This is a genomic window from Oxynema mangrovii CENA135, assembly GCF_016632315.1.
Lineage (GTDB): Bacteria > Cyanobacteriota > Cyanobacteriia > Cyanobacteriales > Laspinemataceae > Oxynema > Oxynema aestuarii.
The window spans coordinates 711398-729010 of the sequence record NZ_JAEOXH010000002.1; the positions used below are offsets into that span (position 1 = coordinate 711398).

7 protein-coding genes are annotated in these 17613 nt (G+C 50.0%); 3 read left to right on the forward strand and 4 right to left on the reverse strand.

Going from position 1 to position 17613, the window contains the following annotated elements; translation table 11 throughout:
• Positions 1-7: 7 nt before the first annotated feature.
• Entirely contained in the window at positions 8-1393 is a 1386-nt protein-coding gene (mnmE, locus tag JJD41_RS16745; protein WP_200669244.1) for a tRNA uridine-5-carboxymethylaminomethyl(34) synthesis GTPase MnmE, read from the reverse strand.
• Positions 1394-1565: 172 nt separating this feature from the next.
• Between mnmE and JJD41_RS16750 the strand changes: the two genes are divergently transcribed.
• Entirely contained in the window at positions 1566-2201 is a 636-nt protein-coding gene (locus JJD41_RS16750; RefSeq protein WP_200668610.1) for a DUF2062 domain-containing protein, read from the forward strand.
• A 240-nt stretch (positions 2202-2441) separates the two neighbouring features.
• Positions 2442-4685 (forward strand): serine/threonine-protein kinase, encoded by a 2244-nt coding sequence (locus tag JJD41_RS16755; protein ID WP_200668612.1) that lies wholly within the window; start codon positions 2442-2444, stop codon positions 4683-4685.
• Between the two features lie 336 nt (positions 4686-5021).
• Here JJD41_RS16755 and JJD41_RS16760 read toward each other — a convergent pair whose 3' ends face one another.
• Positions 5022-8579, reverse strand: coding sequence for an AAA-like domain-containing protein (locus tag JJD41_RS16760; protein ID WP_200668614.1), 3558 nt, complete (start codon positions 8577-8579; stop codon positions 5022-5024).
• A 470-nt stretch (positions 8580-9049) separates the two neighbouring features.
• Positions 9050-10408 (reverse strand): AAA-like domain-containing protein, encoded by a 1359-nt coding sequence (locus JJD41_RS16765; protein WP_200668616.1) that lies wholly within the window; start codon positions 10406-10408, stop codon positions 9050-9052.
• Positions 10409-11140: 732 nt separating this feature from the next.
• Between JJD41_RS16765 and JJD41_RS16770 the strand changes: the two genes are divergently transcribed.
• On the forward strand, positions 11141-15412 hold the full coding sequence (locus JJD41_RS16770) for a PAS domain-containing protein (protein ID WP_200668625.1): 4272 nt from the start codon (positions 11141-11143) through the stop codon (positions 15410-15412).
• Here JJD41_RS16770 and JJD41_RS16775 read toward each other — a convergent pair.
• Positions 15406-17229: a mechanosensitive ion channel family protein gene (locus JJD41_RS16775; protein WP_200668627.1), complete on the reverse strand. Its 1824-nt coding sequence runs from the start codon at positions 17227-17229 to the stop codon at positions 15406-15408. The genes JJD41_RS16770 and JJD41_RS16775 overlap by 7 nt on opposite strands.
• Between the last annotated feature and the right edge of the window lie 384 nt (positions 17230-17613).

Sequence of the window (17613 nt, forward strand, 5' to 3'; positions counted from 1 at the left end):
TCGCCCCCTACTTACCGATGCAAAAACGGCTGAAGATGCGATCGAGGATCGACTCGGTGACCTCTTCTCCCGAAATCTCGCCGAGGGCTTGGATGGCGCCGCGTAAGTCGATCGTCCAAAAGTCGAGGGGGAGGTGGTCGGCGATCGTTTTTTGAACTTGTTCGAGACAAGTTTTGGCGCGGGTGAGGGCGGCAGCTTGGCGGCGATCGATCGCGATTTCCAGGTTGGCGGCTTCTACCGAACCCGCGCCCACCGCTTCTAAAAGGGCAGTTTCGAGGTCTTCAATGCCTTCGTTGCGGACGGCGCAGGTTTTGACCGTCGCCCGAATCGACTCGCCGACGGGGATTTCCGGTAGGGTGTCCGCGCGATCGATTTTGTTGATGACCAGAATCAGGGGGCGGTGTTTGACGCGATCGTAAATTTCACGATCGCCCGGCGTCCACCCGAGTGCAGCATCGACAGTCAGCAAGACCACATCCGCCGATTCCGCCGCCAACCGCGATCGCTCCACGCCGATTTGTTCGACCCGATCCTCGGTTTCGCGAATCCCTGCCGTATCGAGGATTTGTACCGGAATTCCCCGTACGACTAACTGGGATTCCACCACGTCGCGGGTCGTCCCGGGTAAGTCGGTCACGATCGCGCGATCGCTGCGACTCCAGGCATTTAACAAGCTCGATTTGCCCACGTTGGGACGACCGACGATCGCCACCTTCAAGCCCATCCGCAACAGTTCCCCCTGTTGCGCCGTCCCTAAAATCTCGCTCATTTCGCCGACGAGGCGATCGATCTGCCGCACGATCTCCGGTTCGTCTAAAGGCGGCAAGTCTTCTTCAAAATCGATCCGCGCTTCGATCTCGGCGAGTAAGTCGAGACAGTCGGCGCGCCACTGGCGGATCGGCTGGCTTAATTTGCCCCGAATCCCGGCTAAAGCGGCTTGGGCGGCGGCGGCGGATTGGGCGCCGACCAAATCGGCCACACTTTGCGCCTGGGTTAAGTCCAGTCGCCCGTTTAAGAAGGCGCGCAAGGTAAATTCTCCCGGTTGGGCCAAACGCGCCCCGGCTTCCAAACACAGTTGTAACACTTGCTGGACGGGCATGATGCCGCCGTGACAGTGAAATTCCACCACGTCTTCGCGGGTGTAAGACCGGGGGGCTTTCATCAGCAGTAACAAGGCTTCATCGACGACTTGCCGGGTTTGGGGATGGCGGACGTAGCCGTACAAGACCCGGTGGCTGTCCCACGGTTGCCGTCCCGGGGCGTCGAACAGGCCTTCGGCGATCGCGATCGCCTCCGACCCGGACATTCTCACAATGCCGATACTCCCCTGTTGGGGAACGATCGCCGTCGCAATTGCCGCGATCGTTTCTGCTGCCGCATATTCTGGCGCCATCTTGCCTTCCTTTTTCCCTTCGATGCTCGCTAGTACAATATTCATACAGGAACGGTCGTCAAACGACGAACCTACTCATAAACGCGAGGGAACCGACTGACTGAAAATCCCTCAATTCTGACACGAACCGACGAATAATTAACCCGTCTTTAAAATAGTTTGCTATTGTCTTATGAACCAACTGTCCTATCCCAAGGTCAAGCCCCAGTGCGATAAACCATTGGACGAAAACCACGATTCCCGTCGAGATTCGGTGCAAGGGTCGGCCCCTCGGGGGCGATCGCGGTGGGAGAGATTCAAGGATTGGGTCAATCCCTTGCCTTGTTCCCTAGAACGGCGACCGGATTGGAAGCGACGGCTGCGTTATTTTTACTATCGCTTTTTGCGAATTAAAGGTAGCCCCCAATATTTAGCGCGAGGGTTGGCGATCGGGGTTTTTGCCGGGTTTTTTCCCTTATTTGGCTTGCAAACTTTAATCGGCATCGGTTTGGCGATTCCCTGTCGCGGTCACAAGCTGATGGCTGCCGCCGGAACCTGGGTGAGCAATCCCCTGACCTACGGACCGATCTTTTGGCTCAATTTTGAGGTCGGTCAGTGGGTGTTGGGGTCTGGGGAAGTCTTCGCCAGCGAGTTTTTAGAATCGGCATCGGCGTTGTTGCTGTTGGGGACGGAGTTCGTGACGACCTTGTTGGTCGGTTGCGCGATCGTCGGCACGATCGCCGCCAGTGCCAGCTATTTTATCGGGTTGTGGGCGATCGGCCAATTTCGTCAGGCCCGCCGACGCGATCGCCATCGCAAGCTCTATTGAAGGGCGCCACCTCTGATTCCCTTGAGGCGGATCGATGGCGATCGGGGTGCATCTTGTTGAAGATTGGCGATCGATCGAAGGTTGAAAATGGACAGTTCGCCGGGAAAATTTGCATGTTTCGATCGGCATTATCGTGGCGATCTAAACAGGTTTTCAAATTTTCCCTAGAAATAAACTGCGATACCGAGCCTCGCGAACATTCATGGCATAATCAAGACCAACTATGGCTCTAGGGCGCTCATGATCGGCAAACTTTTAGACAGGCGTTATCGAATTATCAAAGTTCTGGGAACAGGGGAATTCGGACAGACCTATTTAGCGGCAGATACCCACCGTCCGGGCTATCCTCAATGCGTCGTCAAGCAATTGCGACCGCCGAGTAATAATCCGAGAACTTTGCAAATTATAGAACTGATTTTTAAAAAAAAGGCAGAATCTTTAGAAAAACTCGGAAAACACGACCAAATCCCCCAACTGCTTGCTTTTTTTGAAGAAGATAAAGAATTTTTCCTGGTTGAAGAATTTATTGCCGGACGGCCACTTTCGGCGGACATCGGCCAGGGAAATCCCCTGGAAGAAGCGGTGGTGGTGTCGTTATTACAAGAAATTTTAGAAATTTTAGTGTTCGTCCACGGTCACGGAATCGTTCATCGGGATATTAATCCCGACAATCTGATCCGACGCCAACTCGATAATCAATTGGTTTTGATTAACTTCGGACCGATTAAAGAAATTAGTTATCAGTTAATGAAAACTCAAGGGCAATCTTCGTTGAATGGATCGGGGGAAGTCAATACCTACGTACCTTTGGAGTCGGCTCAATTACACGCCCCTTATGGGGACGATCTTTATGCGGTGGGGGCGATCGCCATTCAGGCGGTTTCGGGGTTGTCGGCCCGGGAATTACCGCCGTTATCGTCGTCGAATGGCACGAAAGGGGAGGTGGCACCCTGGCGACAAAATTTGAAAGTCTCTGGGGAGTTCGCCCGGATTTTGGAAAAAATGGTACACGCCAATCCCGGCGATCGCTATTTGTCGGCGACGGAGGTGCTGGCGGATTTGAGAAAGCTCAACACTCGTCCGGAAGGGGTGTTCGCGGCGATCGCGCCGCCACCACCTCCGGTGACAAGTCCCCCTGCACAGACCCCGGAAGAACGCCCGCGCCCCGCACTGAAGGGGTCGTCGTCGCGATGGCGATCGCCTGTCAGTTCGGTGTCCCTGTTGTGGAGTGCGATCGGCATTCTCGGCGCCGTCGGGGTGGTGGTGGTGTTGTGGTTATTTTTGGCCCAGTCGGCCCGCCATCGGGTGGATCAGTTGAAAACGACGGGGTTAGATTTGGTCAAGCGGGGCGACCCCCAGGCAGCCCTCGAAGAGTTCAATCAGGCGGTGGAATTGGAACCGGACAATCCGGAAGCGCACTACAACCGAGGCAATGTCTATTACGATTTGGGGAATTATCAGGCGGCCCTGGAGGATTACGATCGCACTCTGGAGTTATCGCCGAATAAGATTAATGCGTTTTACAATCGCGGTTTGACTCATTACGAGTTGGAAAATTATCCCGAGGCGATCGCCGATTTTACCCGGGCGATCGAAGATAATCCCAACGATGCGGATGCGTATTACAAGCGGGGTTTAGTATATTACGAGTTGCTCGATTACGAGAAGGCGATCGCCGATTATACCGAGGCGATCCGTCTCGACCCCCAACAGGCGAATCTGGCGCTTTTGAATCGGGGCTTGTCTCGGTCCGCGTCCGGGGACAAACAAGGGGCGATCGCGGATTTCACCGAGGTGATTCGTTCCGATCGCAACAATGCCGATGCGTTCTACAGTCGCGGGCGCGATCGCTTCTTCCTGGCGGATTATCAAGGGGCGATGGAGGACTACAGCGAGGCGATCCGCCTCAATCCGGGCAATCCGGCTTACTATACCAATCGTTGTGCGACCTATTTGAATTTGTCGCAATACGACAAGGCGATCGCCGACTGTACGAAGGGGATCGAACTCGATCCTAAAGATGGAACGGCTTACGGCAATCGCTGTATCGCTCACGTCAATCTCGGCAATGCCGCACAAGCGGTAGTCGATTGTACGGAAGCGATTCAGATCCATCCCGATTATGCGAAGTTTTATAGCAATCGCGGTTTGGCGCGATCGGCGTCCGGGGACAAACCCGGGGCGATCGCCGATTATACTAAAGCGATCCAGTTGGTACCCAGCGACGCGGTCGCCTACAGCAATCGGGCGGCAGCTTATGCGGATACGGGGAACACCAGTGCGGCGATCGCCGACTACAGCCAAGCGATCCGCCTCAAGCCCGATTTCGACCGCGCCTACTACGATCGCGCCTTACTGCGCGCCCAACTCGGCGACAAACCCGGGGCGATCGAAGACCTCCAAAAAGCCGCCACCCTCTGCCTCGATCGCGGTCAAGCCAGTTGCTACAACGACGCCCAAGCGCAAATCCGTCAACTGCGTTAACCTCTCACTGCCTGTCTCCAGCCCTATCCTCCAATCGCCTCTTATGAAGCTCACCCGTAGAGACACGGCATTGCCGTGTCCCGACCCTCGCTCTCTCTCATTATTTTTGAAAAAAGTATAACTCCTTTGGAGTCGCTCAGCGCAAAGCGCGAAGCCATGGCTCAGGCTATGGCGATAGCGCAGGCTATACGCTAACGGCGTCGCTACGCTAACGCTTGTGATTGGATCGAGCTGAATTGAAATACCTATATGGTAATCTTAGTATCAAAAACCTATAGTAGCTCCCTAAAACAGTGAGAATTCTTATTAAATCGAATCCGCTCGACAAAAGCACAACTATCGATCGCACAACTGCCGTTGTTCCTCTTTCAGTTGCGAATTCGTGCGCAAGTAATCGCGAATCAGATCGCAACCGTAAACCACCGGATCGAGATTGACAATGCGCTCCACATCCCAAAGGATGAGCGCGAGATCGTCCCCGACCGATGCGATTTGCTTGCCGTCGGGACTGAACGCCACTCCCCAAACATTGCCTTGATGACCCTTCAACACCGCGATCGTGTTGCCCTCGGCGTCGCGCAGTTGCACGACCCCCGAAGCGCCGCCATTCACCAGCATCCGACCGTCCGCACTCCAATCGATCGAAGTGATGCCGATATCGGACCCTTCAAGGGTTTTGACTAATTCACCGTCAATCGTCCACAGTGCGATCGTATCGTCGAGACTGGCACTGGCAATCTTCTGCCCGTCGGGACTGAGAGCCACTTGCCAAATACCGTTTTGATGGGCGTCGATGGTTTTTAATAATTCACCGTCAGCACTCCAGACCCGAATCGTGCCATCTGCACTCGCTGAAACCAACCGTCGCGCATCCGGCGTAAAATCGACATCGTAGACTCTGGTCTGATGTCCGACCAGGGTTTTGAGTAACTGACCTTCACGAGTCCAGAGTTTGATCGTTTTATCGTCGCTGGCAGAGGCTAACAGATCCCCTCTGGGAGAAGGGGTAATATCCCAAACCCCTGCATCGTGTCCGGCGATCGTTTTTAGTAAAGTCCCGTCGAGTTGCCACAGTTTAATGGTGCGATCGCTGTTGGCGGAGGCAATCCAGATTTCTCCAGAAGCACTCATCTTTGGAAGAAATCCTATCCCTTGAACGGTCGCCTCAGAGGCCGTTAACGATCGCACTAACCTCCCCTGTCTCGTCCACAGTTTCAGAGTGCCATCGGTGCTGCCTGTCCCGAGCATCTCTCCGTCGGGACTGTAATCCACATCCCAAATCGTCCCTCGATGGGCGACGATTTTCTGTAAAAAACGATCGTTCGGCTTCCAAAGTCGTACCGTAGTGTCATCGCTGGCGGAAATAATCGTCCCCCGACTGCCCAGTAGCGTAACCCCGCGAATACTACTTTGATGACCTTTGAAGACTGTGAGCGGCATTCCCTGGGGCGTCCAGAGGCGAACCGTTTTATCCGCACTCGCAGAGACGATCTGCTTGCCATCGGTACTGACTGCGATTTCAAACACTTCCGATTCATGGCCCTTGGCGGTGGCGATCGCCGTTCCGTCAGGGTTCCACACGCCGATCGTGCGATCGGCACTCGCCGAAATGACCGTCGGCTTTTTTTCGCCTCCATCCAACTCTAACAAAGCAAACTCGACATCCCAGACCGCCGCCTCGTGGGCGTCAATGGTGGTCGCCGCCTTGCCGTCTGCGGTCCAAATCCGAAGGGTGCGGTCTTCACTGCCGGAGGCAATCAACTTGCCATCGGGACTGAACGCGACCCCCCAAACCGCTCCCTGATGTCCCTTGAGCGTCCCGAGGGGTTGTCCTTGGAAGCTCCACAGGGCGATCGTCCCGTCTTCGCTGGCGGTCGCAATCCGTTCCCCGTCCGGACTGACGGCCACGTCCCAAATGGCGCTATCGTGAGCGCGAAAATGGCCGATCGCCCTGCCATCGCGATCCCATGTATAGATCATCCCATTTAAGTTTGAGGTAACCAAGTATCGACTGTCCGAACTGAATGCCAGGGCGTGAACGGTGTGACCGTGGGGAAGGGTGGATAAGAGGGTCCCATCGGGTTTCCAGAGTCTCACGGTGCGATCGTTGCTGCCCGTAGCAACCCGTTGGCCATCGGGAGAGCTTTCCACCGCCAACACCCAGCCGCGATGTCCCGAAAAACGGTTAACTTCCGTCGCGCTGTAGAGCGCCTGTTGCAAAACCCCCTGTACCTCGGTTTGTAAGGGGTTCGGGGCCGACGGGAGGCGCTCTAGAGCTTGGTGCGCCGCGATCGCCTCGACGAGGGCATCTAAATTGCGCTCTGACGCGAACAAGGCTTGAGAAGACGATACCAGCGCTTCGATCGCACTGATGCGCGATCGCCGTTCGCTGGCGATCGCCTGTCGGTACTGCCACAGCGCGCAAATACCTAAAGCCACCGCCACCACTAGGATCCCACTCAATACGATAATAAAGGTTCGTTGTCGCCGCGCATTTTGCCGTTCTAACGCCAAGCGTTTGTGCTGTTCCTTCAGTCGCCCTTCGACTTCGCGCACTCGTTGCGCTTCCAAGGCTTGCTGGACGATTTCGCGATCGAACTGTTCGGAAGCGGCGAGGAATTGATAGTCCGCATCGCTCAACCGCTTGTCTTGCGCCCAAAGGCGCGCGTCGGCGAGAGCCCGACCCCGTAATAAACGGGAACGATCTTCTCGGTTCGCAGCCAGCCAAGCGTCTAAGGCGGAAGCATAGGGACGTAAACGATCCAGTTGGGCTTTGACCCAGGCGCGATCGAAAACTTCGCGATAAATACGATTTTTAACGGTCAACCGTCCATTTTGTTTGGCGGCTATCCCGGACAGCAACAATTCGATTTGTTCGCGAGAATCGTTGGCTTCAAGATCGTTGTTTTCTAAAATTTGTTGGTACAAGCTGAGGTTGCACGCAGCAACTTGAGAATTGGCGAGCAGGCGATTGCGAATGGTTTTTAAATGTTCGGGTTCGTCTTGTTCTTCCCAATTTTGAATGAGGCGATCGCGCACCAACAACTCGATCCACTCTCGTTCTTTTCCGGCGATCGGAAGCAACGGTAAGGCACGAGGATCCCCGCCGTCCGCCGGGTGTTCTAGGGCAAGTCGGGCTAAATAACAGAGTTTTTGAGTTAAAAACGGTTGTCCGCCAGTCCACCCTAGAATTTCTTTTAAGATGGCTTCGGGATGGGTGACTTTTCCCTGGAATCCCAAAGCTAAATGTCGCGCTTGCTCCAGTGTAAATCCATCGAGGGCGATCGCCCGACCGATATTGAAGGGTGTTCGTTGGCGATCGCCGATCAGATCGCTCGGTGTCGCCACTCCAAACAGAGCAAAACTCAGCCGTTTGTACTCGGGATTGACCGCACGTTGATTGTAAAAAAAGCGAATGAGCGCAAAAAAATCATCGACGCAAAAACCTAGAGAAAGAAGACTATCAATTTCATCAATAAAAATGACAATATTTTTGTCTTTAAATGAACCCAATACAATCTCTTCAATAAAATCTTTAAATTGCTGGACTGGAGATAAATCTCTTTTGTCTTGCCACCATTGTTTTAAATTAACTTTTCTAAATAATTCAAAACTGCGCCATAAATCGGCGACGATCCCTTTATACCACTGTTCTGCCGTAATCAATTCGCTACCGATCGCACTCATATCGATGCTCGTACAGCGATATCCTTCGGCTTGCAGGCGATGAAATGTCCTCACCAATAGTGAAGATTTGCCCATCTGTCGGCAATTAAGCAAATAACAAAAATTGCCTTGTTTTAACTCCTCGTAGAGTCGGTCATCTGCGGAACGAATCACATAATAAGGGGAATTGGCATCTAAGCTTCCCCCTACTTGATAAAAATCTAGCATTTTTCATCGTCATGAAATTTATTTAATCAACTTTTCATTCCTGCATCAGCAAAGTCATGTCCGGAGAACTGTAGCAATCCTATCTGAGTTGTAACATTTATTGAACAGTAAAGATCCCGTACCGATTTTTTCTCAATCCACCGATTTAACCTGTCATTTCCGTGAAAACACTGAATCCACCCACAGAAATCGGAGTGAACCGAGGGTCGAATCGGGGTCAAATTCTATTGGTTTATTTTTCCAATTGATTGAGGAGCGCTATATAAGCGCGAATGACCGTTTGAGTCGGCGTACCCCATGTTGGCAGAAAATACTATTAATAGAATTAACCGACCGTAAACTCAGACGGACTTATCTTTTTATAGCGTTTCTCAGATGGCTGAGGTAGATAGATAAGAATGGATCCCGGATTACGAGCTAGAAGCTCTCACCCCTCCCCAAAAATTATCGCATCTTTGAAAAAAGCGCTATTACTGAAAACGATCGCCTCCAAATTCTTCAGAATTTCCGAAGTAAAAATTAAAATAGCGACGGTACAATTCACAGGAGACTACACACCCCTCCGTCGAACAACGAACTAACCCCAAACGATCTAATTTATAGGTGGCGATCGGTTCTAAAATGACGGGGCGATCGCTGGAAATCACTTTTCCAAATGCATCGTAAAGTTGGGGATTTTCTTTGAGAGTGAGGAGCAAGTTTCTCAAGCGATCGCCGTAGATGCCACTATCGCTAGGAGCTTCTGCTAAAAGTTGCTTTAGAGTTACCGATTGACCGGACTGACAGAGATAATAAAGCGCGATCCGGATTAAATAAGGATGTCCCCCCACAAAATCCCTCAATTCTTTAGCTTCTTTCGAGTTAGACCAATCGAGTCCGTGACGGCGAGCTAATTCCTGAGTTTGAGCGAGACTAAACGGCGGTAAAGTTAGGGGCAATCCCACATTAAAAGGAGATTGATTGACGTTAAGTGGAATATACACTTCTGTCGAATAAACCACAACCAATCGCAGTTTTTTCCACATCTCTCTCTGTTTGGCTTGCTCGTGCCAAAAACGCAAAAGAGGGAGGAAATCTCGGGCAATTTCCGGATATTCAAAAACGATATTTACTTCATTGAGAACGAACAGCAGAGGGCTATCGATTTGAGAGAGTAAATATCCTTCAAAATAACTCGTACAACTGACTTTACTCCCGATTTCTTCAAACCAGTAATCATCGAGGTGGAGGTCGAGTTGTAACTGTCGGGTGACATTGGCACTCAACCAGCGCAAAAAGCGATCGCTATTGTTAAAAATACTGGCATCGGCTTCTTGAAAATCGAGTTTGACGGTATGATAGTTAAGCTGGCCTGCGCGATCGGCCATTCGCAACATCAGCGAACTTTTTCCCATCAACCGGGGCGCCTTGATGCGGATGACCGCTCCCGGACGGGTGAGTTCTTGATAGGCGAGTTCTTCGATAGGAGGGCGTTCGATATACAAAGGCGAATCGAGCGGAACCGGACCACTGGGAAAATTCGGCAGTTCGTAAAGATGAGTACAGTTAAGCGCTTCGAGCAATTGTTGTTGTTGGCGATTGAGGGGGCGCAATTCCAACCGCGATCGCAAATTCGGCTTAGAAATCGGTTCCCCCCAAAATTCGCTTAAAATCGGCCAGAGTTCCGATGCGGCTTGGCTCCGTAGGTATTGCGCCGAATAGTTCAGTTGAGCAGCCATATCCGCATAAGTTTGCCCCTCCCAAGAACACCGCAACAGCCATTCTTGTAATTCGCTCAAGGGTCGTGGCAAGCTCGCGTTTAACAGTTGTACGATTTGGTCTATGGTCATCTCAAGGGTTCCTAAAGCGAGCTATATCAAGCTTTTGAGCGGATAAAGTTCTCCTTCGACCGAGGTCAATTACTAAAATGTAGACTCTTTTCTCCCGGACTTTTCCCATTGCACTCTAAATCACCTACTTTTTAGTATTGACAAAAACAAGGATTTATGCATTAATTCCTTTAACTCTAACCCAGGACCCCAAACGGCAAGACGTCTTGCCCTACATAACACAGTAGCACCGTTATTTCAGGAGTTTTGGGGAATGGCGACGCCGCGCACAGATCGAAACTTGTTTTGAGGGGATCGGCGCTGAGCCGCGATCGTATAGTGCTTTTTGAGAAATATTGCAACCTTTTATTATAGCATCTATATTTAGAGCATTCCACTCAACCAGAGGACTTCCTCCGTAGAAGTCAGGATTTTTGTTAGCCTGTCAACTGCGAATGCGAATTTCAACAACTTTTTTCAATTGACTGTACTGGTATAGCCTCTTTTAAGATCTGAACAAGAGTTAGGCTAGAGGGAATCCAACTTGTACGGAAACGGTAGCCTACCCCGCGATCGAGCATCGATGAGGTGACGGCACGCCGATTTTAATCGGTGAGGGGACAAGCAGTCAAATCTCCCTCAAAGGCGACGAGTCGATTGCCTTAGAGAATAGCTTATCTCTCATGTAAAACCAATTTTTAGAAGAAAACTATTATGGTCAATTTGATTAATCCAATATTTGATTTGGGAAAAATGACGAGTTCTAGAGAAACCTCCAAGGAGACAATCAATGTCAACGTTCTCTTGATTGACGAAGATTACAGCGAGCAGGAGGCGATCGCCACCATGCTCGATCGCCCTTATAAAAATTGTCAATTTACTCTTTGGAAATGCCTGACCATTAGCGAAGCCAGTTTTATTATTACTGTAGAACAGTTTGACATTATTTTTGTTGACTTATCTGGTATTTCCGAAACAGAAATTGAAGCATTCAGCCAGTGTAATTGCAAAAATCAAGGCATTCCCCTGGTCGCGATCGCCGATGGGAGTCAAGAAGAATGGGCGATCTCTTTATCCGAGTCCTGGCTCGACGAGTATATCGTTAAAGGTCGATACGATCGCGAGTTATTGGTTCGCTTGATTCGCTGGGCTTTATCTTACCATCAGTTGGAGAATCAAACTTCACGAGAAAGTAACAACAAAATTTTTTGGCAAAGTTATTTTAAGAATCCTTTAGTCGGTTTTTACAAAATTAGACCGAATTTAGGACGAATCCCAGGGGGAGAGCCGTGGTTAGATCTCAATCCTAGCTTCTGTCACTGGCTCAATTATTCTCTCGGTGACTTGATGTTTAAATCTTGGGATGAATTTACGCATTCAGAGGATGTCAACCAGGAGTTAGAATATCTGAGCAAAATTTATAATGGCGAACAAAATATCGCTATTTTTAACAAGCGCTGGTTGGGGAAAAATGGAGAAGTTGTCCATACTCGCGTCTGTCTTTCTTGCACTCGCGGCGACCGTGGCGAAATCGAGCAGTTAACTGCAACTTTAGTGAATATTAGCGATCGCCTGCGATCGGAAGAAATGCTCGTCGAACGAGAGCAGTTTTTACAGTCAATTTACAACGGTATTGAAGCGGCGATCGCCGTCGTTAATGTCGAAGAAAAGGGCGAGTTTCGCTTTTTAGGAATCAACCGAATGCAGGAGAAACTCTTGGGGTTGCGAGCGCGCGAAGTCGAGGGAAAGTCCCCCGAAGAGTTGTTCTCGCCGGAGGTTGCTAAAACGGTTTGCGAGCGGTATAAAAGTTGTTTGCGATCGATCGACCAGATTGTTTATGAAGAATCGCTTTTATTTGAAGGTCAACAAACCTGGTGGCTTACCAACTTAACTCCCTTATTTGACGCTCAAAATCGCATCGATCGCATTATCTCGACCAGTTTTAATATCAGCGATCGCAAACAAGCTGAAGAAGAATTGCGCGCCAGTCAGCACTTTATCGAACAAGTCGCAGAAGCGAATCCAAATATTATCTATATTTACGACCTCGAAGAACGACGAAATGTATTTATTAATCGCAACATCGCCGCGATGCTTGGCTACAATAAAGCCGAGATTGCCGCAATGGGAAACACGGTTTTACCGACCTTAATGCATCCGGATGATTTTGCTCGTTATCCGAGCTATCTTGAGAAAATTAGCAAAGGTTCCGATGGGGAATTTTTTGAAATCGAATATCGGATGCGATCGAAAAGTGGGACGTGGTATTGGTTAAACAGTCGGGAAGTCATTTTTGCGCGCACGCCGGATGGAACCCCCAAACAGATTTTAGGAACGGCAACCAATATCACCGAACTCAAACAACAAGCCGAACAGTTACAAATTGCAGGCAATCGCTTACAGTTAGCCTTAGAAGGCAGTAGCTTGGGCTTGTGGGATTGGAATCTTAGCACTCAAGAGGTTTATTTCGATCCCTATTGGAAAAAAATGCTCGGCTATGAAGTTGAAGAACTCACAAATTCCTTTGAAACTTGGGAAAAATTAGTTCATCCTGACGATTTACTGACGGTCCGAGTCTGCTTGATGGATTATTTGGAAAATCGCTTACCGAGTTATCATGTTGAATTTCGTATGCAACATAAATCCGGCGAATGGCGCTGGATTTCCTGTCATGGAAAAGTTTTCGATCGGGATAAAAATGGTAAAGCCATTCGCATGACTGGAACTCATCAAGATATTACCGATCGCAAACTCGCAGAATTGGAATTAATCAAATTTCAGTTAGCTGTAGAAAGTAGCAGCGACGCGATCGGGATGGCGGATATTGAAGGCAATCATTACTATCACAATCAAGCCTTTAGCGAGCTCTACGCTTATCCGACGGCGGCGGAATTTAATGCAGCCGGAGGACCTCCAATTGCCTTTGTCGATCGCAAAATTGGCAAACAGGTGATTCAAACCATTTCAAGTGGTCATCCCTGGGTTGGCGAAGTCGAGCAGATTGCACGAGACGGTCGCAAAATGCAAATTCTGTTGCGGGCTAACCCGATTAAAGATAAACAGGGAAATATTGTCGGCTTGATTGGTATTAATACAGATATTACGGAACGCAAACGAGTCGAAGAAGAAAAAACGGAATTAATCCAATCGCTGCAAAAAACAACCCGACATTTACAAGACGCTCAACGGATCGCTCATATTGGCAATTGGGAGTTAGATGTTGCTAGTTCGGAGATGATCTGGTCGGACGAGTTATTTCGGATTTTTGGTTTAGAACCCGCTTCTGCTGTATCCTTTGACGATATTATTAATACTCGGATTCATCCAGACGATCGCCCCGCGTTATTGGCAGCGATGGAACAGGCGATCGCCAGGGGAACTTGTTACAATATTGACAGCCGGATTATTCGCAACGATGGCAATATTGGCTATATTAATTCTAGAGGAGAAACCCTTTTAGATAACTCTGGAAAAGCCATCAAGTTAATGGGGACGAGCATCGATATTACCGAACGCAAACAAGCGGAAGAATCCCTAAAACAACAATTTATTCGGGAACAATTGAACGGGGCGATCGCCAATAAAATTCGCCAAACTTTAGATTTAGATGCAATTCTCAATACGACGGTTGTGGAATTGCAAAAAGTGCTACAAGCCGACCGAGTTTTAGTGTATCGAATTTTCCCCGATGAAACGGGTTGCGCGATCGCGGAAATGACCGCACGGGGAATTGAAAAATTACTCGATCGCGTCTTCCCAGAAGAAGTATTTCCTCGGGAAATTTATGCGAATTACTTACAAGGACGGATCTGTGCGGTGAGCGATCGGGATGCGGGAGGAATTGTACCGTGTTTGGCCGATTTTATGGTAGAAATTGGGGTGCGAGCGAAATTAGTCGTCCCGATCGTTCAACATCAAACCCTCTGGGGATTGCTAATCGCTCATGACTGTTCTCAACCCCGAGAATGGCAAACCTGGGAAATTAGTTTATGCAAACAGCTCGCCAATCAAGTAGCGATCGGGATTCAACAATCGACGTTATTTAAACAAGCCAAAAGCGAATTAGTCGAACGGAAAGCGGCTGAATATGCGTTGAGAAAATCGGAAGCGAGGGAACGTGCTAAGGCGATCGAACTCGAACAACTCGTGCATCAGTTAAAAAATACCCAAGCTCAACTGGTCCAACAAGAAAAAATGGCCGGATTGGGTCAAATGGTCGCGGGAATTGCTCACGAAATCAACAATCCGGTTAATTTTATCTACGGGAACCTCAGCCACGCCACGGATTACACCCACGATTTACTAAATCTCGTCGAACTGTATCGAGAGTCTTGTCCGAATCCCGGCGTCGATATTTTAGAAGCGATCGAGGCGATCGAATTAGATTTTTTGAAAGAAGATTTTCCGAATTTATTAAACTCGATGAGAGAGGGAGCGAATCGAATTAAGGGAATTGTCATGTCTTTGCGAAACTTCTCCCGTCTTGACGAAGCGGAAAGGAAAGAAGCGGACATTCATAGCGGGATTGATAGTACGTTGATGATTCTGCATCACCGTTTGAAAAAGCAACTGGAGCGACCCGAAATTAAAGTGATTCAAGAGTATGGCGATTTACCGTTAGTCGAGTGTTATCCCGGACAGCTCAATCAAGTGTTGATGAATGTGCTGACGAATGCGATCGATGCACTAGAAGAAAGGATGAAAAGCGATCGCCATTTAAAGCCGAGAATTTGCATTCAAACTAAACTCGGGGAGTTAACAGCGTCTGACGATCGCTCGCAGACCGTGCCATCGGTCGTCATTCGCATTGCGGATAATGGCAATGGCATTACTCCCCAAGTTCAATCGCATATTTTTAATCCCTTTTTCACGACGAAGGAGGTCGGTTCGGGGACGGGGTTGGGGTTGTCAATTAGCTATCAAATTGTGGTGGAAAAACATCGCGGTCAAATTTCATGTCATTCCCAGGTCAAACAGGGTACAGAATTTACGATCGAGATTCCGATGAGATATATCGGTCATTGAGACGATCTCGGAAAGGGTACTTCTCCATTGCTGTCGGATTTGAAGGAGATATATTGTTGGGGAATACCGATAGAAATTCCGAGGCGATCGAAGGTCAGTTTGAGACGGCGGCGGTATTCGCGACCGACGGCCCATTGTTGCAGGGGTGCGGTTTTAATCCAAACCCGCAAGGTAATTCCCTGATGCGCTAATTCGTCAATTCCTAATAATAGGGGTACTTCGATAATGCGATCGCTCCATTGGGGATCGTCGTACAATTGTTGGCCGACTTGTTCGAGAATTTGCATGACTTTTTCGATGTCGTTGTCGTAAGCAACTTGAATGGTAAAGTTGACGCGAGACCAATTTTTGGACATATTGCGGACGATCGCAATGGTGCCGTTGGGAATGGTAATTAAATGTCCGTCTCCGTCGCGTAATTGGGTGACGCGCAAGTTCATATTTTCGACAAATCCCATGACCGGATCGATCGCGATAAAATCGCCGATCGCATATTGGTCTTCGATCAAAATCAAACAACCGTTAACGACATCTTTAATAAAGTTTTGCGAACTGAGGGAAATCGCAAAACCGAGGATTCCGGCCCCGGCTAAAATCGGACCGAGGGGAATGTCGAGGCGTTCGAGTGCTACGACGGTGCCGACAGTAGCACAAACAAAGAAGGCGACGCTTTTGAGAACCACGGAAAAGGTGGAAAAGCGCAAGGCTTGCCGTTGTGAGCCATTGGCGTTCAAAGTCGTTCGTTGAACTAAGGTATTGAGAAAAACATCGACGAGAACGCAACTCACATCAATAGCTAATTTCGTGAATAGAACGATCGCCACCAAAACGATCGGCTTGCTCACTAACCACGATTGCAGCCATCGCGTCCAGGGAAACAGTCCGGCGATCGTCGCGATCCCGCCGATCCAGAGCAGCAATTTGGCAATTTGCAACAGCCACTGTTTGAGAGACGTCAAATTTCGATGACGATCGCGGTTGATGACTTCCTGGCGTCGGGCGATCGCGCGGGAGCGATCCGCAGCGCGCACTTCTTCGGGAGAAAGCGACCCAAAAGCAGACGGGAGCGAGTCTACGGCTTCCAGGGAAGGTGTCGGACCGGGAAGTTCGACCGTTTTAGCTTTCAAGCGTTTTTCGAGGGATTGCAGCCCTAGGCTCAGCACGGCGACGGCAACGGCGATCGCGGCGGCAATTTGGCCGTGACGCAACAGATAAGGGAGTTGGCGTTCTCGATAGGCGCGGATCGTTCCCTGGTGGATAATCTCGGCCAACTCCCGCGCCCACTGACTGACTGAAAAGCCGTAAATACGAGCGTCGAGGTCGGTGACCGTGACGATCGGCTGATTGTTGACGCGATCGCCGTCCGAGGCCACGATCGCGGTTTCGCCGTTGAGAATGGCGACGTTGATTTGTAGCGTTTCGGGATTGAATCCCGTGGCGATCAAACCGTAAAGTTCGTTTTCGATGCGATCGACGCGCTCGTTCAACAGGGAGGTTTCTCCCCGGGTCGGGTCGGCGTCGCTGACTGCCGCCGCCGCTACGCGAAACAACTTGCGACCGTCGAGGATGACGGGAGCGTAGACTAAATTTCCGATGCGGTTTTCGGAAACAATCGACGTCGGCGGGAACAGGGACTGGATTTGAGCTGCTCCGGCTGCGGATTGGGCGATCGCCGCGCGCTCGATGCCGACGATCGCCCCGAAAATAAAGCTGAAGATCGCGATCGCAACGGCGATCGATCGCCGCCGCGATCGTCGGATGACCCGGGGGCGATCGCCAGCCGACGATCGACCCCTACGTGCGTTATGAATGCTCATGGCGAAAACCCCGTAACTTCAACATCCCAGACGATCGCCCGCACACGGCGATCGAACGGGACCCGAGCAAAATGTAGCATTTTACACTAAATCGGTTCCCAGTCATTCGGATTGCTGAATTCGACGCGCTTTTCGATACAAATCTCCCAAGCCATTGCCAACATCCATCTAGATGAAATTACTGAGATGGATCGTAGAAGAATTTACGCACGTCCAATTCTGTACATTTACGACTGCCAATCCCGAGGGAGAGTGCGTAGACTGGAAATAAAATCACTCACTATCCTTAGAATTAAAAGCGTTCGATCGCCCACTCTCGCCGATTCTCAACGCCCTATTTTTGAGATTTATTCTTCACATTTACTGCCGAATCATTGTTTCAAG